18 protein-coding genes and 2 pseudogenes are annotated in these 20,974 nt (G+C 60.9%); 8 read left to right on the forward strand and 12 right to left on the reverse strand.

Translation table 11 applies throughout. The annotated features are described in order from the left end of the window. Positions 1–174 precede the first annotated feature (174 nt). Together CAG31_RS27665 and CAG31_RS27670 are read right to left on the reverse strand one after the other, a co-directional pair. The gene (locus tag CAG31_RS27665; RefSeq protein WP_085586928.1) at positions 175–1,359 is read right to left on the reverse strand and encodes an MFS transporter; all 1,185 of its coding nucleotides are present in this window, start codon (positions 1,357–1,359) and stop codon (positions 175–177) included. Between the two features lie 477 nt (positions 1,360–1,836). After that, positions 1,837–3,423 carry an ABC-F family ATPase gene (locus CAG31_RS27670; protein WP_085586929.1) on the reverse strand — a complete coding sequence of 529 codons (1,587 nt, stop codon included), beginning with the start codon at positions 3,421–3,423 and terminating at the stop codon, positions 1,837–1,839. 391 nt (positions 3,424–3,814) lie between these two features. Between CAG31_RS27670 and lpxO the strand changes: the two genes are divergently transcribed. From lpxO to CAG31_RS27685, 3 genes are all read left to right on the forward strand, one after another. After that, on the forward strand, positions 3,815–4,714 hold the full coding sequence (gene lpxO / locus CAG31_RS27675; RefSeq protein WP_085586930.1) for a lipid A hydroxylase LpxO: 900 nt from the start codon (positions 3,815–3,817) through the stop codon (positions 4,712–4,714). Between the two features lie 213 nt (positions 4,715–4,927). Continuing rightward, positions 4,928–5,269 carry a hypothetical protein gene (locus CAG31_RS27680; RefSeq protein WP_085586931.1) on the forward strand — a complete coding sequence of 114 codons (342 nt, stop codon included), beginning with the start codon at positions 4,928–4,930 and terminating at the stop codon, positions 5,267–5,269. Between the two features lie 51 nt (positions 5,270–5,320). Beyond that, the gene (locus CAG31_RS27685; RefSeq protein WP_085586932.1) at positions 5,321–6,472 is read left to right on the forward strand and encodes a PQQ-dependent sugar dehydrogenase; all 1,152 of its coding nucleotides are present in this window, start codon (positions 5,321–5,323) and stop codon (positions 6,470–6,472) included. A 200-nt stretch (positions 6,473–6,672) separates the two neighbouring features. Here the strand turns inward: CAG31_RS27685 and CAG31_RS27690 are convergent, their stop codons facing one another. Further along, positions 6,673–7,773 carry a peptidase C39 family protein gene (locus CAG31_RS27690; protein ID WP_085586933.1) on the reverse strand — a complete coding sequence of 367 codons (1,101 nt, stop codon included), beginning with the start codon at positions 7,771–7,773 and terminating at the stop codon, positions 6,673–6,675. A gap of 92 nt (positions 7,774–7,865) precedes the next feature. On the opposite strand from CAG31_RS27690, the gene CAG31_RS27695 reads away from it, so the two are divergent. The 3 genes and pseudogenes from CAG31_RS27695 to ilvA all read left to right on the forward strand — a co-directional run. Further along, positions 7,866–9,440: a RimK family protein gene (locus tag CAG31_RS27695; protein WP_085586934.1), complete on the forward strand. Its 1,575-nt coding sequence runs from the start codon at positions 7,866–7,868 to the stop codon at positions 9,438–9,440. A 7-nt stretch (positions 9,441–9,447) separates the two neighbouring features. Next, positions 9,448–10,371 carry a magnesium transporter CorA family protein gene (locus CAG31_RS27700; protein ID WP_085586935.1) on the forward strand — a complete coding sequence of 308 codons (924 nt, stop codon included), beginning with the start codon at positions 9,448–9,450 and terminating at the stop codon, positions 10,369–10,371. Positions 10,372–10,573: 202 nt separating this feature from the next. Then, a pseudogene (gene ilvA / locus CAG31_RS27705) lies at positions 10,574–11,560 on the forward strand (threonine ammonia-lyase, biosynthetic); the annotation flags it as partial. 29 nt (positions 11,561–11,589) lie between these two features. On the opposite strand, the gene eco reads toward ilvA, so the two are convergent. Beyond that, on the reverse strand, positions 11,590–12,075 hold the full coding sequence (gene eco / locus CAG31_RS27710) for a serine protease inhibitor ecotin (protein ID WP_085586937.1): 486 nt from the start codon (positions 12,073–12,075) through the stop codon (positions 11,590–11,592). A gap of 373 nt (positions 12,076–12,448) precedes the next feature. Between eco and CAG31_RS27715 the strand changes: the two genes are divergently transcribed. After that, positions 12,449–12,718 carry a DUF1652 domain-containing protein gene (locus tag CAG31_RS27715; protein ID WP_085586938.1) on the forward strand — a complete coding sequence of 90 codons (270 nt, stop codon included), beginning with the start codon at positions 12,449–12,451 and terminating at the stop codon, positions 12,716–12,718. Here the strand turns inward: CAG31_RS27715 and CAG31_RS27720 are convergent, their stop codons facing one another. Together CAG31_RS27720 and CAG31_RS27725 are read right to left on the reverse strand one after the other, a co-directional pair. Continuing rightward, entirely contained in the window at positions 12,719–13,117 is a 399-nt protein-coding gene (locus CAG31_RS27720) for a hypothetical protein (RefSeq protein WP_085586939.1), read from the reverse strand. A gap of 90 nt (positions 13,118–13,207) precedes the next feature. Next, positions 13,208–13,477, reverse strand: coding sequence for a DUF2790 domain-containing protein (locus CAG31_RS27725; RefSeq protein WP_085586940.1), 270 nt, complete (start codon positions 13,475–13,477; stop codon positions 13,208–13,210). Positions 13,478–13,968: 491 nt separating this feature from the next. Between CAG31_RS27725 and CAG31_RS27735 the strand changes: the two genes are divergently transcribed. Then, the gene (locus CAG31_RS27735) at positions 13,969–14,265 is read left to right on the forward strand and encodes a hypothetical protein (protein WP_085586941.1); all 297 of its coding nucleotides are present in this window, start codon (positions 13,969–13,971) and stop codon (positions 14,263–14,265) included. Between the two features lie 138 nt (positions 14,266–14,403). Here the strand turns inward: CAG31_RS27735 and CAG31_RS27740 are convergent, their stop codons facing one another. From CAG31_RS27740 to CAG31_RS27765, 6 genes and pseudogenes are all read right to left on the reverse strand, one after another. Then, positions 14,404–15,198 (reverse strand): hypothetical protein, encoded by a 795-nt coding sequence (locus CAG31_RS27740; protein WP_085586942.1) that lies wholly within the window; start codon positions 15,196–15,198, stop codon positions 14,404–14,406. A 234-nt stretch (positions 15,199–15,432) separates the two neighbouring features. After that, positions 15,433–17,658, reverse strand: a complete 2,226-nt coding sequence (locus CAG31_RS27745; protein WP_085586943.1) for a lipase family protein — start codon at positions 17,656–17,658, stop codon at positions 15,433–15,435. Between the two features lie 8 nt (positions 17,659–17,666). Then, entirely contained in the window at positions 17,667–18,536 is an 870-nt protein-coding gene (locus CAG31_RS27750) for a hypothetical protein (protein WP_085586944.1), read from the reverse strand. Next, positions 18,529–19,305, reverse strand: a complete 777-nt coding sequence (locus CAG31_RS27755) for a hypothetical protein (protein WP_256575611.1) — start codon at positions 19,303–19,305, stop codon at positions 18,529–18,531. The genes CAG31_RS27750 and CAG31_RS27755 overlap by 8 nt, the downstream gene beginning before the upstream one ends. 80 nt (positions 19,306–19,385) lie before the next feature. Next, positions 19,386–20,234: a DUF4123 domain-containing protein gene (locus tag CAG31_RS27760; RefSeq protein ID WP_085586946.1), complete on the reverse strand. Its 849-nt coding sequence runs from the start codon at positions 20,232–20,234 to the stop codon at positions 19,386–19,388. Continuing rightward, positions 20,231–20,974: pseudogene (locus tag CAG31_RS27765) on the reverse strand (type VI secretion system tip protein VgrG); the annotation flags it as partial. The gene CAG31_RS27760 and the pseudogene CAG31_RS27765, both read right to left, overlap by 4 nt.

The raw sequence follows: 20,974 nt of genomic DNA on the forward strand, positions 1-20,974 counted from the left end.
GAGGAAGGGGCGAAATCTCCCACGGTCTGTACTGCGTCAACAGTCAGAATCCAGCCTAGTCCCTCCTCCTCCCTTCAAGTACCAGCATACAAGCCAGCCTGCTGGCGATAGCCATCTGTCATTCAACGCCTGGTTGACCGTTTCGCCAGCAGGCTGGCTCCCACAAGGGCAAGATCAAGCCGCACGTCGTTTGAGCATCAGCGTCAACCCCAGTCCGCCCACCGACAGCACCGCCGCGCAGAAGAAAATCCACGAATACCCCAGGTTCAGCGCCACCGCGCCCATCAATGGCCCGGCGATCGCCAGCGCCAGGTCGAAAAACACCGCATACGCGCCCAGGCCCGCGCCGCGACTGGAGCCTGGCACTTGTTTGATGGCCTCGACGCCGAGCGCCGGGTACACCAGCGACAGGCCGAGCCCGGTCAGCCCTGCACCGATCAGCGCCGTGAGCGTGGAAGGCGCCAGCCACAGCAGCACCAGGCCCAGGGTCTCGATGATCATGCAGGCAATGGCCGAGGTAAAACCGCCGAAACGGTTGATGGCCGAGATGAACACCAGACGCGACAGAATGAAGCAGACGCCGAACACCGTCAGGCAGTAGGCCGCGCCCGTCCAGCCACGGTTGAGGTAATACAGCGTGATGAACGTGGTCAGCGTGCCGTAGCCGATGGACGCCAGGCACAGGCTGGCGCCGTAGGGGGCGATCCGGCCGAACACGGCCCGGAACGGCAGGCGTTCGCCGCGCACCACCGGCACCGACGGCTTGTTGCGGATCAGCAGCAGCGCCCCCGCCGCCAGCGCCGACAGGGCGATGCCGAGGCTGGCGAAGCCGTAATCGGCCACCATCACCACCCCCAACGGCGCGCCGATGGCGATGGCGCCGTAGGAGGCGATGCCGTTCCAGGAGATCGAACGGGCCGTGTGCTCGGCGCCGACCTGGCCCATGCACCAACTGATGGTGCCCACGCCGATCAGCCCTTGGGCGATGCCGAGCAGCAGGCGGGCGGTGATCAGGATCACCAGGCTCAGCAGCGGAACGCTCTGCAGCAACGTGGAGACCAAGGTCAGCGCGCCGCTCAGGACAATCCCCGACAAGCCGTACACGATCGCCCGCTTGGTGCCGACGCTGTCCGACATGCGCCCGGCCATCGGCCGGCTGAGCAGGGTGGCCAGGTACTGCGAGCCGATGGTCAGCCCCGCGATCACCGCGCTGAAGCCGAGCTGCTCATGGACGTAACCCGGCAACACCGCAATGGGCAGGCCGATGCAGAGGAAGGCGATGAAGGTGTAGAAGACGATGGAAACGATCTGCAGGGTGATCGACAGGGAGCTGTGCGACGGCGGTTGCTGCGCAGACATGGGGACTCGTTCGCGGGCGGGGGTGGGAGATACGGCATCATGGCTTTTGTGCGGGGTAAAAGGAAGCAGGCTAACGATATGACTGGCCGAAAGAGGTCGACAGTGCGGGCCTCATCGCTGGCAAGCCAGCTCCCACAGGTTTTTGGGGTGTACCGGGATCTGCGGACGACCGGGATCCACTGTAGGAGCCAGCCTGCTGGCGATGGCGGCAGTCCAAGTTCCATAGATGTTGGCAGTGCGGGCCTCATCGCTTGCAGGCAAGCTCCTACAGGTATTTGGGTTTACCGGGAACTTGTGGGCGACCGGAATCCCTGTGGGAGCTGGCTTGCCAGCGATGGCGGCAGTCCGGGCACCGCAGGGCATGATCCAGACAACTGCCCCCCTGAGGAAAATCCCAAGGCCGCAGAATGCAAAAAGCCCTGTCACCAGGACAGGGCTTATCACATGCAGCTTGCGGCTTAAGGCTGACAGCAGCCCTTAGAACACCACACCCTGGCTACGCAGGTAATCATCGTAGGTGCCGCTGAAGTCGGTCACGCCGTTCGGGCTCAGTTCGATGATGCGGGTGGCCAGGGACGACACGAACTCACGGTCGTGGCTGACGAAGATCAGCGTGCCCGGGTAGTTCTCCAGCGCCAGGTTGAGCGCCTCGATCGATTCCATGTCCAGGTGGTTGGTCGGTTCGTCCATCACCAGCACGTTCGGCTTCTGCAGGGTCAGCTTGCCGAACAGCATGCGGCCTTGCTCACCACCGGAAATGACCTTCACCGACTTGAGGATCTCGTCGTTGGAGAACAGCATCCGGCCCAGGGTGCCGCGGATCATCTGCTCGCCCTGGGTCCACTGGCCCATCCAGTCGAACAGGGTGACGTCGTCTTCGAAGTCGTGGGCATGGTCCTGGGCGTAGTAGCCCAGCTCCGCGCTTTCGGTCCACTTCACCGAACCTGCGTCCGGGGTCAGCTCGCCCATCAGGGTGCGCAGCAGGGTGGTCTTGCCGATGCCGTTCGGACCGATGATCGCCACGCGCTCGCCGGCTTCGACGGTGAAGCTGAAGTTCTTGAACAGGACCTTGTCGTCGAAGCCTTTGGACATGCGCTCGATGGTCACGGCCTGACGGTGCAGCTTCTTGTTCTGGTCGAAACGGATGAACGGGCTCACGCGGCTCGATGGCTTGACCTCGGCCAGTTGGATCTTGTCGATCTGCTTGGCGCGGGAGGTGGCCTGCTTGGCTTTCGAGGCGTTGGCCGAGAAGCGGCTGACGAACGTCTGCAGTTCGGCGATCTGGGCTTTCTTCTTGGCGTTGTCGGCCAGCAGCTGCTCGCGGGACTGGGTCGCCGCGGTCATGTACTCGTCGTAGTTGCCCGGGAACAGGCGCAGTTCGCCGTAGTCCAGGTCGGCCATGTGGGTGCAGACGCTGTTCAGGAAGTGCCGGTCGTGGGAAATGATGATCATGGTGCTGTTACGCGCCGTGAGAATGTTTTCCAGCCAGCGGATGGTGTTGATGTCCAGGTGGTTGGTCGGTTCGTCGAGCAGCAGCACTTCCGGATCGGAGAACAGCGCCTGGGCCAGCAGCACCCGCAGCTTCCAGCCCGGGGCGACTTCGGTCATCGGGCCGAAATGCTGCTCCAGCGGAATGCCCAGGCCCAGCAGCAGCTCGCCGGCGCGGGATTCGGCGGTGTAGCCGTCCATCTCGGCGAACTCGGTCTCCAGCTCGGCCACGGCCATGCCGTCTTCTTCGGTCATTTCCGGCAGCGAGTAGATGCGGTCGCGCTCGGCCTTGACCTTCCACAGCTCTTCGTGGCCCATGATCACGGTGTCGATCACGGTGAATTCTTCGTAGGCGAACTGATCCTGGCGCAGTTTGCCCAGGCGCACGTTCGGTTCGAGCATCACCTGGCCGGCGGACGGTTCGAGGTCGCTGCCGAGGATCTTCATGAAAGTCGACTTGCCGCAACCGTTGGCGCCGATTAGGCCATAGCGGTTGCCGTTGTTGAACTTGACCGAAACGTTTTCGAACAGCGGCTTGGCGCCGAACTGCATCGTGATGTTAGCTGTAGAAATCAAAGGTTTTTCCTGCGAGGCAATCTGAAAAGCGAGGAGGCGGCGGGTGCGCTGGGCCCGAGTCGAAGCACGCCGAAGCGGGGTGCGTCCCGTCATCAGCCCAGGGGCCTGTAAAGTTTGGCGGCGATTGTACTGGTCTGGCCGTGCGAGCGATAGGGCGATCACGCCTTGTTCGCGCGATCGGCGCCTTAGCGGGACAGTTTTTCACAGATGAAGGTTCACTATTGGTTACAAACTGTGGCTAAAATGCCATCCATTCACCCAATGCCCGGTGCGGCATGGGCTCAAGGATGCGCCATCGGGACGCTGTTTTGTTTTCAGACCACTGCCGCAGGCCGCTGGCCGACGCCTTCGGGGCGCGCAGTTTGTTCACTTCTGACGTGTGACGATTTCCGTGAAACTCATCATTGCCGCTGTATATGTCATTTCCATTGCATACGTGCACCTGCGCGGTCGCGTGCGCCACAAGCTCGGTCGTCAGTTGAGCGACCACTCCACGTTTCTGGCGCCGGTCAATTGCTTCCTTTATCTGTTCTCCAAGATGCCCAACAAGCCTTACCTCAATCCGGCGGACTTTCCGGACCTGAGCCCGTTGCAGGCCCACTGGGAAGAAATCCGCGAAGAAGGTCAGAACCTTCTGCGCGCCGGTGAGATCAAGCGCTCGAACCAATACGACGACGTCGGTTTCAACTCGTTCTTCAAGACCGGCTGGAAGCGCTTCTACCTGAAGTGGTACGGCGACAGCCACCCGTCGGCCATGAAACTGTGCCCGCGCACCACAGAGCTGGTGCAGAGCATCGGTTCGATCAAGGCGGCGATGTTCGCCGAACTGCCGCCGGGCTCCAAACTGGTGCGCCACCGCGACCCGTACGCCGGCTCGTACCGCTATCACCTGGGCCTGGAAACGCCGAACGACGCCGGCTGCTACATCAACGTCGACGGCGAGAACTACCACTGGCGCGACGGCGAAGCGGTGATGTTCGACGAGACCTACATCCACTACGCCGAAAACACCACCGACCAGAACCGCATCATCCTGTTCTGCGATATCGAGCGTCCGATGAAGTACCGTTGGGCGGCGGCGTTCAACAGCTGGTTCAGCCGCACCGTGATGTCGGCGGCCGGCGCGCCGAACGACGCGGGCGACCGCACCGGCGGGATCAACCGCCTGTTCACCAAGATCTACAAGGTGCGCCTGCGCGGCAAGGAACTGAAGAAGCGCAACCGTGCGCGCTACTACATGGAAAAGTGGGCGATCTTCGGCGGTCTGCTGGCGATCTTCATTCTGATCTGAGTTCGGTGGCGTTCTTGCGGACGCCATCGCGGGCAAGCCCGCTCCCACAGGTTCCGGGTCGTTCACTGATGTTGTGTTCGACACGAACCCGACACCACCCTCAACGGCAATCACGCCCTGTTACAGGTTGCCCGTCCCTCACGGGTTAACAAATCCGAACCCTCGGCGTAGCGTGGACTCGAACGCTTCAGTCCACGCGCCCCGAGGTCGATCATGAACCGTTATCTGTCAGGCATCGCCGCCCTGATCCTCAGTGGCGGCCTGGCGCAGGCCGACGTCACTGCGCCGCCTGCCATGCCGTTGCTGGCCCAAAGCCCGACCGGCAACAGCAACAACCCCTACAACAGCCCGATCCGCCGGGCCAATCCCAATAGCATGCAGGGCACCCAGCCCAGCGCGCCTGCCCTGCAAGGGCCGAACACCGTTCCGGTGCCGCGTCCGCCTACCCTTGAAAACCGTGGCATCGGCAATGGCCAGCCCCAGCGCTCGGTGCCGGCCACACCGCCCACGTTCATTCCCAATCCGCCGGTGCGGGACACCGGCAGCAACCGTTGATCGGCGGAGGCCGTTTCCGTCAGCCCTTCAAGCGAACAAAAGGAATCGTGCATGTTGCGTAAAACCCTGTTGGCCGGCCTGTGTGCCGGAGCATTGGCAAGTTTCACCTTGTCGGCGACCGCTGCGCCCGTGAAGGAACTGCAGAGCGAGCAGGGCACCCTGCAAGTCACCACCATCGCCCAAGGCCTCGAACACCCGTGGGCGCTGGCGTTCCTGCCGGACGGCCAAGGCATGCTGGTGACCGAGCGCCCCGGCCATCTGCGGCGGGTGAGCGCGGACGGCAAGACGTCTGCGCCGATCGGCGGCGTACCCAGCGTGTGGGCCAAGGGGCAGGGCGGCCTGTTGGATGTGGCGCTGTCGCCGTCGTTCAAGGAGGACCGGCTTGTGTACCTGTCCTACGCCGAGGGTGGCGGCGCCGGCGACAAGGCGGGAACGGCGGTCGGTCGCGGGCGCCTCTCGGACGACATGCAGACGCTGAAAGACTTCCAGGTGATCTTCCGCCAGGAGCCCAAGCTGTCGGTCGGCAACCATTTCGGCTCGCGGCTGGTGTTCGACCGCGACGGCTTCCTATTCATCACCCTGGGCGAAAACAACGACCGGCCGACCGCCCAGGACCTGGACAAGCTGCAAGGCAAGATCGTGCGGCTGTACCCGGACGGCAAGGTGCCGGACGACAACCCCTTCGTCGGTCAGTCCGGCGTGCGGCCGGAGATCTGGTCCTACGGCCACCGAAACCCGCAGGGGGCGGCGCTCAACCCGTGGAGCGGCACGCTGTGGGAAAACGAGCACGGCCCGCGCGGGGGCGATGAGGTGAACATCATCGAGCGCGGCAAGAACTATGGCTGGCCGCTGGCGACCCACGGCATCAACTATTCGATGCAGCCCATCCCGGAAGCTAAAGGCAAGACCGCCGAGGGCACGGTCGGCCCCCATCATGTCTGGGAGAAATCACCGGGCGTGACCGGCCTGGCGTTCTACGATGGCGACCGTTTCAAGACCTGGCAGCACAACGCGTTCATCGGCGCGCTGGTGGGCCAGGAGCTGATCCGCCTGCAGTTCGACGGCGACAGGGTAGTGCACGAAGAGCGTTTGCTGGGTGAGTTGAAACAGCGGATCCGCGATGTGCGCCAAGGGCCGGATGGCTACCTCTACGTGCTGACGGACGAGACGGACGGCTCGCTGTACAAGGTCGGCCTGAAATAGCCCCGTATCCTGTGGGAGCGGCGGTGCCAGCCATCGCCAGCAGGCTGGCTCCCACAGGATTTGCGCACGGCACAGATCCCCTGTGGGAGCGAGCCTGCTCGCGATGACGGCGGCGCATCTGGCATCAGTGTGTCAGAGCGACCGCTATCGCCAGCAGGCTGGCTCCCACAGATTTTGAGTACGGCACATGCCATCCGGCATTACTCCTGACGGGCAAACACCACCACTGCCGCCCGGAGCTTCCCCCGGCCGAAGCGGCTCATCTTCTCGAACTCGCCATGGCTGACCGGCACATGCTGGCAGTCCATGGGCTGGCGATGCAGGCTGTGGTCGACATCCGGGTCGTGCAGGTAGACGAACTCCTCGTCGCAGTCGGTGACGATCACCCAGTGCGGTGATTTGGAGCGGGTCAGGCGGTAGCTGCTTATCAGCACAAGGGGTTGCCCGCCAACCTCCAGCAAACGGGGCAGGTCCAGTGCCGAACCGACGGTCTGTTCGACATCGGTCTCACGCAATTGCGCGATGAACGCCTCGTGCACCAGGCGCATGACGTCCTTTTTATGCTCGCCACGCACGCCGTCGAGGAACAGCGGCCCGGCCATGCTCAATTGCAGGCGCACCCGAAAGCCCCGACGCCACGCCGCCAGCGCCAGCCCCTGCGGGCTGCAGCCGCCATGGCCGGACGTCATGAACACCGTGGTCGCCTCGCGCCAGAGCTGCACTTCTTCCTGGCGCTCCAACGTCCGCCCGGGCTGCAACGTGCCCATGGCCATCAGCAAGCAGGCCGGGCCGCAGGTGAAATCGGTGGTTTGCCGGTAATAGGGGACGTTGACGCTGCGGGAATCGCGGTGCTGAAGGATGCGCTTCTCCAGGCGCAACGCGTCGGCATGGTCCTCGTAGTAATCGTGGATCAGCGCAAAGCGCCGGTAGCCGTTGCGCTCGTACAGCGCGATGGCCGCCGGGTTGTCGGTACGCACCTCCAGCCGCAGGTAGGCGCAATCGTGCTCCAGCGCGCAGGCTTCGATGCGCTGCAGCAATTGCCGGCCCAGCCCGACACCCCGTGCCGTAGCCGCGATGGCGATGGAATACAGCCGGGCCAGCGACGTGCCGCGATGAAACAGCACCAGCGCATACCCCGCCAATTGCCCAGCGTGAGTGGCCACCCACAGTTGCCCGTGGGCACGGGTGATCATCCACTGGAAACTGCGGGCGGTGAGCCGGTCCGTGGTGAAGCATTGCGTCTCCAGCGCCATCAGCGCCGGCAGGTCTTCGGTTGTCGCCAGACGAAAGACAGGGTTCATATGACCACCGTAAAAGTTGCGTAACGAAACGGGACTTTCGAAAAACTTCGTGCTTAATAGAAATGGTCTTGTTCTCCAACGGATCGATTTCTATGTCAGCGGTACAGGGTCATTGGCGCGAAGTATCCGGGCAAAGTTTGCCGGCGGCAACTTATTTAAATCCGGTCGTTGCAACTTCCAGCCGGGTGCTGATCATTGTCGAGCGCAAGGAAGATTGGGCCTCTTACTTCCCCAGCGAAGACATCGTCACCGCCCAGGAATACCTGGAGCAAACCCCCGGCAGCGAGCCGGGCAAGCGGGTGCAGGTGATCAACCTGTGCCGCAGCTACAAGTACCTGGGGCACGGTTATTACTGCTCGCTGCTGGCCGAGGCCCGTGGGCACCGGGTCATTCCTTCGGTGAAGACCATCAGCGAGCTGACGCGCAAGTCGCTCTACGGGTTGGCGCTGGAGGATCTGGACAAAACCCTGGAAAGAGCCCTCAGCCATCATCTCTACAGCGATACGGAAGGGTTTACGCTGACGCTTTACTTTGGTCGGACACATATTGAGCCCTTACAGGATCTGGCCCGTCAGTTGTTTGAAGTGTTTCCGTGTCCGATCCTGTTAGTTGAATTCAAGCGAACTAACGGTTGGCACATCGAGGGCATCAAGTCGGGGTCGCTGCACAAGTTGCGCGATGACCAGGAAGACCAGTTCGCCAATGCCCTGGACGGTTTCAGCCGTAAAGTCTGGCGTCTCCCGCGCTCCCGTCAGGTGGCCCGTTACGACCTGGCGATCCTGCACGATCCCCAAGAGGCGCTGCCGCCGTCCAACGCCCGTGCGCTGGCCAACTTCGTGCGGGTCGGCAAAGGCATGGGCATCGACGTGGAACTGATCGAGCGCAAGGACTACGCGCGGCTGGCCGAGTACGACGGCCTGCTGATCCGCGAGACCACCAGCGTCGACAACCACACCTACCGCTTCGCCAAGAAGGCCGAGAGCGAAGGGCTGGTGGTGATGGACGACCCGGCGTCGATCCTGCGCTGCACCAACAAGGTGTACCTGACCGACCTGCTCGGCAGCCATCAGCTGGGCATGCCCGCCACGGAAATCCTCTACAAGGAGCGACCGGAAGACTTCGAACGGGTCGGCGAGCGCCTCGGCTTTCCGCTGGTGCTGAAGATCCCCGACGGCTGCTTCTCCCGTGGCGTGATCAAGGTCGAAAGCCAGCAGGCGCTGCTGGAGGCCACCGCCGAACTGTTCGAGCATTCGGTGCTGTTGCTCGCCCAGGAGTTCTTCTACACCGAATACGACTGGCGCATCGGCGTGCTCAACCGCAAGCCGATCTTTGCCTGCCAGTACTTCATGTCCAAGGGCCATTGGCAGATCTACAACCACAAGGCCAAGGGCCAGGACGTCAATGGTGAATGCCGCACGCTGCCGATCCACGAAGCGCCGAGGGCAGTGGTGGAGCTGGCGGTGAAGACGGCCAACCTGATCGGCGACGGGCTCTACGGCGTCGACCTCAAGCAGGCCGGCGACAAGGTGGTGGTCATCGAAGTCAACGACAACCCGAACCTGGACGCCGGCATCGAAGACGCCTATCTGCAGGACGATCTGTATTCGCTGATGCTGGAGGAGTTCGTGCGGCGCCTGGAACTCAAGCGCCGCGGTCAGGCCTGGTGACGCGCCGATGATCAGCGGTTTTGCGCTCAGCCATGGATCGTTGCACCGGGTCGAACGGCTCGACGCCGACGTCATGCTGTTCAGCGACCCCGACGCCGCCGAACGGGATCTGCTGCACAGCCACTTCAAGCTCGACGCACATGCGTTGGCCTCGGCGCTGGACCCGGACGAGGTCTCGCGGATCGAGTTCCACCCGGATCATCTGTTCTTGATCTGGAAACGCCCGGAGAAGTACGCCGGCGGCGGCAGCCTGGCGTTCGAGGTGTCGTCCTGCGGCCTGCTGTTCTCACCGGGGCAATTGCTGGTGATCGCCACCGACGACACGCCGCTGCACGGCCTGGGCACGGGGCGGCCGCTGAACACGCCGCTGGACGTGCTGCTGGACCTGCTGTTCAACAACATCCATCACTACCTCGGGCATCTGAAGGTGATCAAACTGGTCGCCCGGGAGCTGCAACAGAAGTTCAACGCCTCGATGCAGAACCAGCACCTGATGCAGATGTTCAACCTCAGCGAAAGCCTGATCTATTACATCAACGCCCTGCACAGCAACGGCGCGGTGCTCACCCGGCTGCGCAACCACGCGGAAAAGCAGCACTTCGGCAGCGAAGCCCTCGGCCTGATCGACGACCTGATCATCGAAAACAACCAGTGCTACAAGCAGGCGGAAATCTATTCGACGGTGTTCTCCGGGCTGATCGATGCGCGGGGCAACCTGATGAACAACAGCACCAACAGCCTGCTGCGCAAGCTCACGCTGATCAACGTGGTGTTTCTGCCGCTCAACCTGATCGCGAGCATCGGTGGGATGTCCGAATTCAGCATGATGACCGCCGGCACGCCGTGGTGGGTGTCGTACCCGCTGTTTCTCGGGGCGATGGTGCTGGCGGCGGGCGGGATGCTGCTGGGGCTCAGGCGGCTGGCCAGGTGACGGCATCCGCCATTGACTTGCCCGCCGGCCTCAGGCTACTTTCCAGCCCATGACCTGCACCGTACTGCTTCTTCAGCCGAGCATTATTATTACCGCCATTCCTCATCTGGCGGGCTAGCGCACGGCTGCAGCACCGAACCCGCCCTTGAGGCGGGTTTTTTCTTTCTGTCTCCGGGGCTCCAACCAACGTCAGGAGACGACCATGCGCCACAGCCCCGCCCAGCAAGCCCTGCTTGAACAGTATGTGAAAAGGATCCTCGCCGCGCCGGTCTACGAACTGGCGGTGCGCACGCCGTTGCAGGCCGCGCCGGCCTTGTCCGCCATGCTCGGCAACCGCATCCTGCTCAAGCGCGAGGACCTGCAGCCGACGTTCTCGTTCAAGATTCGCGGCGCCTACAACCGCCTGGTGCAACTGACCGACGAGCAAAAGGCCTGCGGCGTGATCACCGCGTCGGCGGGCAACCATGCCCAAGGCGTGGCGTTGGCCGCCCGCGAACTGGGGATCGCCGCCACCATCGTCATGCCGACCACCACACCCGAACTGAAAGTGCTGGGAGTGCGCAGTCGCGGCGCCGAGGCGCTCCAGCACGGCGAGAGTTTTCCGTTCGCCCTGGCCCATGCGCTGCAACTGGCGGAGCAGACCGGGCGCACCTTCGTCCCGCCGTTCGACGACCCGGACGTGATCGCCGGGCAGGGCACCGTGGCCATGGAGATCCTGCGGCAGCACCAGGGCGAACTGGATGCGATCTTCGTCCCGGTGGGCGGCGGCGGATTGATCGCGGGCATCGCCGCTTACGTCAAATACCTGCGGCCTGAGGTGCGGATCATCGGCGTCGAGTCGGAACACTCGGCCTGCCTGAAAGCTGCGATGGCGGCGGGGGAACGGGTGGTGCTGCCCAGCGTCGGCACCTTCGCCGACGGCGTGGCCGTGGCGCAGATCGGCGCCTACGGTTTCGAGGTCTGCCGGTTCTGCGTGGATGAGGTGGTCACCGTCAGCAACGACGAACTCTGTGCGGCGATCAAGAACATCTACGACGATACCCGCTCGATCACCGAACCTTCCGGCGCGCTGGCGGTGGCGGGGATCAAGCGGTATGTGGCGCAGACCGGCGACCGGAACCGGACGTTCATCGCCATCGATTCCGGCGCCAACATCAACTTCGACAGCCTGCGCCATGTGGCGGAACGTGTGGCGGCGTGCGGTTCAGCGGTGTGAGGTCATTCCGGGAGGGCAACGCCGACCTTGTCGGCGGCCGACCAGACGCGAAAGCGCACTTCGACGTCGCTCGGCGCGTACACCACGATCGGCAGCTTGCTGTTGTAGCGCAGCAGGAAGCCGTCGCCGACCACCGGCACGAACGCGCGTTTCTTCTTGGATTCCGGCGGGCAGGCCATCAGGGTGCTCACCGGGCCGGAGACCTTCTCCAGGCGGTAGAACGGATAACCCCAGCCTTCAAGGTTCTTTTCCTGCAGGCTGCCGCCCAGGTGCTGGCGGTTGCAGTCCACCTCCAGGGTCTTGCCGGCCATGATCTCGACCTTGAAGTTGTCTTCGTCGGCTTGCTGCGGCAGGTGGATGACCTGGCGGGTGAAACCCGCTTCAGCCTTGGGGTAGGGCGCCACGTCTTCGAGTTTGGCGGCGTGGGCGAAGGTGGACAGGCTGGCGACCATCAGGCCGGTGGCCGCGTAAGCGGTAAAGGATCCCATGTAAGCCTCCTGGCGGGCGTCGGATAAATTGGCGGGCAGTTCTACCAGCGTAGGCGATGAATGCAAACCCTTGAAGTGTTGCAAAATGCGGTGCGCAAAGCGGGCCATCCTGCAATCTGCAACAGGCACAATGCTGGCCCGTGCCGCCAAGTGCCTGATTTCCCAAAGGCACGGCACTAACCGATGAAAGGCACGTTTTATGCGTCGTTCCGGTGCGGCGCACCGAGTTTGTGCGCCTACACTCCAATGGGCATTTCGCAGTACCGCCGCCTGAAGCCACCAAGGAACCAGCGGAGAGACATCCGCACGGGTAAGCCTCAGCGGTCGACGTGAATACTTGATTGGCAGTCTCACAGTAAGGAGAGGGTTCGCCATGTTTCTGTCTGCCTTGGAACTTCGCAACATCATTGAAAGCAGCTTTCTGCCGAAACGCTGCCAATGCACGCTGACCCCGGAACTGTCGATGACGGTGAAGGTGTTCGGCGACCACCAGACCGACCAGGTGGATCTGCTGGTCAGTGGCATCGACGCCAGCCACCTCAACGGCTGCCGTGAGATCAACGACCTGATCGCTGGCCTACGTTCGGATCTGGCGCAGCAGACTTCAGCGCATCAATACGCGCCACGCTCGAAGGCGGGTTGACTAACCTACCGTTTCACTCAGTTCGACCGTCACGCGCCGGGCCTGCATGAAACCAAGGCCCAGCGCGAACTCGACCAGCACCGCCAACAGGATCGCGGGGCCCGCATGGCCATTGAGCCACTCACCGAACCCCAGCACCGCCAGCCCGAAGCACCCGACCGTGAAACCGTTGCCCAGCGCATGGCGAGTGGCCGACGGCGGCGCATTGCGCACCAGCCAGAACATCACCCCCAACGCCGCGAACAGCACCGCGCTGCGCCGGGCGACGAACCCCGCCGCCGGCGAGTAGTCGATGCTCCAGATCGCCAGCAGCCCGTCAGGCACAAAGCCCCAGACGATGGCCAGGAGAAAGCACAACAGGGCGGTGAAGGTCGACAACGTGCGGAACGACAACTGCATGGCGGATCCTTGCGGCAGTAGGGAGGGCCCCGAGCATAACCGCCAGGGCCCTCGCTCGCCTACCGCCAGGCCGCAAATCAGAACGGTCTGTCAGTTCTGGAAACTGCACGCGTCAGACAATTTCCGGTAGCTGATTTCCTCGGGCTTGCCGTTGTTGTCGATGTACTTCATGTCGGCGGTGATCACCTTGCAGTCCTGGGTCGGCGGCTCGGTGAGCGACACCACTTTGGCCACATGCAGCGGCATGCCGTACTGGTAGGGCACGGCCTTGGACGGCGCGGCGGTGTCGTTGGCCTGGGCGAGCCCGGCGAAGGCGGTGCAGGCGAGGGTGGTGGCGAGCAGAAGGGGACGCATGTTCATGGCAGGACTCCGGTGCGACGCAAGGGGCATTCGGCCAATGGCAGGCCGAACCTGCCGCACTGGGCGTCAGCGGACGGCTGAGGGCGTGCGGTTGGGTAGAGTCTTGGGCCGTGGCGTTAAGCGACGGTTAAGCGGGCTGAATGGAGGCTGTCAGGGGCGGGGCGATTTCTGAGGCAAGTGCGGAGCGTTCCTACAAGGGCGGATGCCTTGTCTGCTTTCGGGGGTTGGAGCGGGGCGGCTATCGTTGGGTGTCGCTGCAAAATCAGCGACCTGGGTTTGGTCACCTGGAGAAATCACCTGCGCATTTGTGCCATCATCCGCGCCGCGGACATCCGCGTCCTCGGAGTGCATCGCTGTGGTGGCTGTGTGCAGGGTCGCCTTCGGGCGAACCGGATTGGTGGTTCTCCGGTGACCAAACCTGTACACAGTCCGCCTCCCCACCGTTTGGTCACGGTGCTGGCGGTTACTTTCAATTCGTTTGAGTAATCACCATGCCGACACTTAATCCGCTTCCCGATCGTTATCACCGCCTCAACAGCTGCGTCACCGAAAGCGCCCCGATGGTCATCGACACCGAGGCCAACCCCAAAGACATTTTCGAAGCCGGCGTCCAGCGCGTCCGCGCCTGCAGCGACCTGCTCGAAACCCTGCATTGCCTCTGCTTCAAGCACGCCGACGTCCAGGACATCCCCCACATCACCCATGCGTTGTACCTGCTGGCGCAGGACGGCAATGATTTGCTGCAGGTTGCGCAGCAGCGGATGCTGAACTGGCAGGCACCCGTCTGACGCCTAATACGTGAAAAGGGAAAACGGATGAGGTTTTCCCTTGTTTTTCTCTCGTTACGACCTCGCCAGCAAAGTCAGAGACTGGAATCGTTGTTCAACGGCTACTCTGCATTGCTTGTCCGTCATGGGTGAATGTCTTTATTGGGTACAGCCCGGATAGAGGGTGCAGTCGCGTCCGTCCGGCATTTTGAAGGGTTTAAAGTCAGAGGTGTTGCCTCGGCAAAATGCGTAGGGATCCTCCAGACTCTTGCCCATACATCGTTTCCATCCATTGGGGAACTTCACCCAGTTGTCATCCACGGCTGGTTTTTCTTCCTTGGACAGAGTGAAGGAAACTTTCAGGGTCTTTCCTGCCAACTGTGCGCGTTGCAGAGGCCCTTTGGCGACAGCGCCATTCGCTTGTTCCCACGTAGCAGTTGGGTTGCATTTCAGGATTTTTACAATGTATCGATGAGATCCAACTGTTCGAAACGACCACTCGCACTGTCGCTGCAAAAATAGAGGCGCAGGAAGGCCGGTGTCGTCTGTTGTGCTTTCCTGGAACGCAATCCCGGTGTAATCCCTTCCTACATCGTCGACGCCGGCTGCAAACTTGGCATCGACTTCATAATCAAAAATATCCAAAACCAACGGGCATCCACCCTCGACACTGGTCAAAGGCACTTCAAACTGTGCCGTCTGCGCCTTCTCACTGAATTCCTGCTTAAAGAACTTGAACCCCGGATGCTCTCGCCCTTTCTTCACTGGAACAGTGCAGGTTTCGCCCGGACGGGGCACGTATTGGGCTTCGCCCCTAATCTTGAACCCCGGAGGAAGTTCCGTGACGAGAGTGAGGCTGTCCTGCTGCGCAACGGAGCAGGCCGTCGCGGCAAACGCGCCGAACCCGATCATCAGGTTGCGAACAAGCCCATTGAAAACATTGCGATGGCGCATTCGATGATCCTATGTCTCGGGGCGGTTGCTTTGAGCGAAAGGGGCTCAAGCTGTTTTTATTTCAAGTCGGCGGGCTGTCATCGGCCAATGACCTGTTGCAGGTTGCGCAGCAGCGGATGCTGAACTGGCAGGCGCCTGCTTGAGCTTAAGGCTGCGGTAGAGGAGGGAGTCCGGCCAGACTCCCTTTTAGGCCATTTCAACAATCGCTAGTTGCAAGGCCCTATTTGCCCCGGTTCAGGCCATGCTGACGGTGGATGAAGGAGGAATCTGCGCGAGTCGCACGGACTCCTGGTTCTCACGGTGCTCCGCCCAGCGGTCGATGTGCTGTTGCAGCTCGGGCAAATCGCTTCGGTCACCATAGACATCCGCCATGGTGAGTTTGGTTTTGCTCAATGAGGTCAGCTTGCGAAGCGTTTCCTCGACAGCCTCCAGCTCCTTCTTGTTGTGCTGGACGGCCTGCCGGATCGCGGTCTGGCGTTCCTGCAAATCCGACATGCTCGAGCGGCGTTGCATTGGCGTTGCACGATCCTGCGGACGCCCCTCGATGGTGCCTCCGGGGAACTCCGAATCGGCATCGCGTTGCCATTTCTGCAGCTCTGTGCGGTAGGTCTCCACTTCGAGTTTCAGGCGGTCGGACTCCGTGGTGCTGATGATGAAGCCGCCGGTGGTCTGGGTATCCTGCCAGCGCTTCAGGCTGGCCCAGCAGGCCGGGATGTAGCCGTCGAGCATCTTGTGGTCGGCACCGTTGGCGGCCTGGACCAGAAACTGGCTGCGGTCCGGCGTGTCGTTGTTTTTCATCTGCTTCATGCAGCGGGCCATGGCGGCTTCTTCGTAGCCTTCGCAGCTGGGCGTCCACAGGACAGAGGAGACGACGCGTCCAGGCAGTTGCAAGGGCATGAAGTAGCGTTGTTCGCCGTGGTGCCAGTAAGGCTTTCCGCCGAAACGCGTCAGGCCGGCCCCGAACACCAAGCCGCCAGCCATAGGCGTCAGCACGCCGGAAACCGTCGCCACCAGGCCTGTGATCCAGATGGGTTTCTTTGTGCTCATCCAGCCGGCGGGCACGCTCGGAACCGGGTCGTTCTGGTTGACGATTCGATGGTGAACCAGCCCGCTCGCCGACTCGACAAAATCTTTGTCGCCGGCCCGGGGAGCGCCGAACGTGTAGAGGATGACGTCGCTGGTGATTTCTCGGTGAAGCCATTCGGAGAGCAGCAACGCGATTGCACCGCCGAGGCTGTGGCCGCAGACGAGGATTTTTTGGTCGGTGCGGAAACGAAGAACGTAACGCTCGATGAATGGACGCAATGCCATGAATGCTTCGTAGAAACCTTGGTGCGCTTTACCCGTTCCACCCTCAATCGGCACTTGTTTGGCATCGACATCTCGCCAGGCGTCCCAGCCTTCCGCTGTACCTCTCACGCCGATGAGAATTACCCGATCATCGTGGGTGGCATAGGCCTGGGTGTCGGTGTTTTTCCAGTCAGTGCTGCCTTGTCTCGAATCGTTGAAAAAGTGCACGCTCATTGGCGTTTCCGATTCTTCACCGGAGGAAGGGTCGTTTTGTGGGTAAAGCTCAGGGTCAAAAGGTACTATTTCCAAGCGCTTTGAATAGGGAACATCTTCGACCAGTGGGAACGATGGTTTCTTGGAGTCCGCGTAACTTGACGGCTCTTCGAAGCAAGCAAGGCAGGTATTCAGCACATGGCCAATGGTGCCGCGCTTGGGATAGGTGAACTCGAAATCTTTTTTGGGGGCTGCATCAGGTTTTTCTGGCGTCTGACCAAAAGCACCGTAGCTCAGTGTGGCGAGCAGCGACAATTGATACAAATTCAGCGCACTGAATTCCGGGGCCAAAGACAAAAGTGGTCTAAACGCGCGAAGGGCACGCACTTCGAGAACGTAATGTTTCTCTGGAAGTAGGCCCACTCCAAAACTTGGAACTTTGTCTCCAGCGAAGTCACGGGCGAGTTTGGCGCAACCTGCGGGCACTGGACTGGAAAGTTTGGCGGCAGGAGGCAGATGCTTGGTGAATTCGACAAGGTCGCGGACTTCGACGTTGTGATATTCGCCTTTTTCGGCCGAGGCGCGGTAAGCGCCTGTTTTGCCTGTGCTGCCGATTGGACGTCTAAGTGTTTTCTCAGCGGCCACCTGAAGTTCTGTTACAGGTATTCTGTAATCCTTGCGTCTAGACAGGTCAGCATAAATAGTTTCACTTCCCTTGTACGGAGTAGATAGTGTCAATATTAACGGGCCACTGTAGGTTCCAGTTAATCGCGCGTAAGCTTCTCCATCCAAGGTGCCTTCGTACTTTGTGCCCTCCGAGTCAGTTAATACATAACTCAGACCTGCGTAGGGCTTGGCATCTCCGAATTCGTCGACTAAACGAAAGCTGATCCAGCCTCCTCGCAATGGGCATGTACGCCCTTGATCAGAAAGCAATGACTTTTCTTGGCTTTGCATAAAAATCCTTATTCATTACATCCCGGGTACACGGAGCACTCACGTCCATTTAGCTTGAATGTTTTAAACTGTGGTGGTGTAGCGCATAGCGCTTCACGACTAGATTCCTGGCGTCCAGAGCACGGCTTCCAGCCACCGGGAACCTTGAGCCAATATCCTTCGTAATAGGGTTGTTCCTCAGGAGAGAGTCTGAATTCAACGTGAACTGACTTGCCCGCTAACTCGTTTCTTGCGAGTACTCCCCCAGGCTTTCGGCGCTTGAAGTTGTCCTCTGCCAATTTCCATTCAGGGCCAGTAGCTTCACAGGATAGAATTTTTTCAACTTCCCCTTTCTTTATCTTTGCTGTGCTTATCTGGAAGTACCAAGCGCAGAGAGCACGTTGTTCTAAAACCTCAGGAGAGCGACTTTTCATATCTGCGTCGGTCATTTTTCTAATGGAAAGGCCACCCGCTGACTCCAAGTCTCGGTCCAATGATCCTGTTCCGTATCTGGCGCTCACCTCGTAGCTAACGCGCGTAAGCTCCATTGAACAATCAGCGATGTGGAATTCCAGCGGAATGTCTGTGGAGACTGTTTGCTGAATGTCTTTGGCATCAGTTGTATTCGACTTTTGTTGCTGGCGCGTAACATTTCCACCGAGGCCTGGGCTGTAGGTCTCGCATTTTTCACCACTTTTAGGCGAGTAACTGGCTTTTGATGTGAAACCAAATTTCGAAGGAATCGTGGCAACTAATGTGAAGTGTTCCTGGCTGTAGTAGCTGGTAGCTCCTTCAGCAGAGTCCTTCGCAATCTGTCCCGCAAAGCTGCATGCACCTATCAATGGCAGAGCAAGGAAGAACACGGATTGAACACCGCATGAAAAATACTTGCTAGTCATGAACTACTCCCTGTTCAACACAATTAGGATAGATGGTGCACTTGCGTTTGTTCATTTTGAAGGTTTTGAAGTTTCTAGTGTCTGCACGGCAGAACCCGTAGGGATCGCTGGGCCCATTTCCGAGACACGGTTTCCAACCCCCTGGGACCTTTTGCCATGTATCGCCGACTGCTGGGCGTTCTTCATTTGAAAGGTGAAATTTGATTTTTACCGTTGTGCTCGCTAGTTTATTTCTGTCAATGGCGGCCCTAGGCTTGCGACGCTCATATTTTTTGGAAGGGGCCGACCAGTTGTCATCTGATGCATTACAAGAGAGAATTTTTTCTACCTCACCTAGCTTTGCTTTGGACTTGCTAATTTGGAATAGCCATGAGCACAAGCCTTTTTGTTCGATAACAGTCGGCTCTTTCTTTGACACGGTGTTGATCGTTGAAGATCTGACAGAAAGCCCACCCGCGATATCCAGGCCATGATCCCACGCATCAGGTCCATACGTAGCGTTTACTTCATAGATTACGCGGGACAACTCCATGGAGCAGTCTGCGATATGGAACTCCAATGGAATATCTGTAGATACCGTCTGCTCTACGTCCTTGGCCACGGTCGTGTGTGATCTCTGTTGCTGCCGGGTAACTGACCCGCCCAACCCAGGGCTGTACGTTTGGCAACTTTCACCTGCTTTTGGCGAATACTGGGCTTTTGACGTAAAGCCGAATTTGGCAGGCAAAGTGGCAACCAGCGTGAAGTGCTCCCACGAGTAGTAACTCACGCTGCTTTCAGTCATCTGACGCGCGAAGCTGCAACCACCGAGTATTGGTACCGCCGCGACTGCAATCCACAGTCGAGCCTTCAAACCGTGGCACCGGCTTTCGGCTCAGCGAACACTCGTTGGCATCGGTCAAAGTGCTGTTCCGGCGTTTCTCCGGGGATGGGTTCCCAGGCAATGTCAGCAGCGCATGGTGGCGACAGGCGCCGGCTCAGCATCAGTTCACGCTGTTCCGGTGTCTGCCAGCCCCAGGTGTCGAGCAGATCCATCTGTTCTTCCAGCCATTCGCTGACCACGTGGGTTTCCGCCAGTGCAGCGGCGGCGTCGACGTGGTACGTGAACAGCCAGCGCTTGAGGTTGTCGCGCAGGATGCTGCGGGCCTGTTCACCGGACTCGGGCGTTCTCAGCCACGGCGCCGGATTCGGCACCGGGTACTGCCCCGGCCGACCGTTATCCGCGCTTTTCCACTGATCTTCGTCCCAATACAGCACGCTGCTGACCGGGCCGAGCAGCAGCGGCCATTCGGTGTCTTTCATGTTGCCCAGGCAGCGGGCAAGCACGCGGTTGTCCTGGAAGCGGAACAGGGAACGGTCGCCGTCTTCGTCGATGACCATGCGGGCGATCCAGTGCTGGGTCAGGCCGTCGAGGTCGGCCTTGTCCATGCTGCCGATCCAGCCCCAGTTGCGCTGCGGGTCGTCCAGCAGCAGGCGGAACGCTTCGTTGCCCGGGTTTTCCAGTTCGGTGAGCCACGGACTGATGGCGGCGAACTGGACGAACTCGGTGCGCCGGTAGAGTTGCACCGAGCGCTGCATGACGCCGGCGCTGTACAGCGAGGTGACCGGGTTCGGTTCGGCGAGGCTGTCCAGGGTCAGGATCAGGACGCGGTTGAGGCGCGATTGCTCGCCCAGCCAGTTGTTGAGTGCATCGCTCATGCCGTGGCTCCAATATCGCATTTGCCTTCGCGGCAGGCTTCACAGATCGGGCAGCGGGTGTCGCCGGCCTTGCGGGCGGCCTTGGCCAGGGCCATCTGCACGGCGGCGGGGACGAGCACGGCGCCGGCCTTGTCCCGGGCGGCGGCCCACGGGATGACGGGCTCCAGCACCGCAATCCCGCTGCCCACCCCCGGCGACCCACCGGTATTGGCCTTCACCTCGGCCCCGCTGATGGTCACGCCCCCCGCATCCACCTTCACGAAGCTGCCGCCGGCCTTGGCCGTCAGTTCCATGCCGCCCTCGACCACGACCTTCTCGCCGGCGTGGTAGTGGATCTCGGTCCCAGCCTCGACGAACTGCCCGGTGCCGACCTTCACGTGTTGGGTCACTGCGACGGTGAGGTGGTCGTCGGCGCGCATTTCACTGATGCGATTCAGATGAGTGATGCGGTGCTCCTCGACCTTGAATTCGCTGTAGGCGTTGGCCTCGACGGTGTCGTGCCGTTCGTTGCCGATGCGGATCCTTTGGTCGTGCTCGATGTTCTCGTCCCAGTCGCGCTGGGCGTGCAGGTAGATCTGCTCGGCGCCTTTGCGGTCCTCGATGCGCAGCTCGTTGTAGCCCTTGCCGCCGGGGGAGCTCAAGGTCTTGAAGGTGCTGCGGGTCTTGTTCGCGGGCAGGTCGTAGGGGACGACGTTTTCCTTGTGGTACAGGCAGCCGGTGACCAGCGGCTGGTCGGGGTC

The sequence above is a fragment of the Pseudomonas sp. R25(2017) genome, assembly GCF_002112565.1.
GTDB classification, from domain to species: Bacteria; Pseudomonadota; Gammaproteobacteria; order Pseudomonadales; family Pseudomonadaceae; genus Aquipseudomonas; species Aquipseudomonas ekonensis.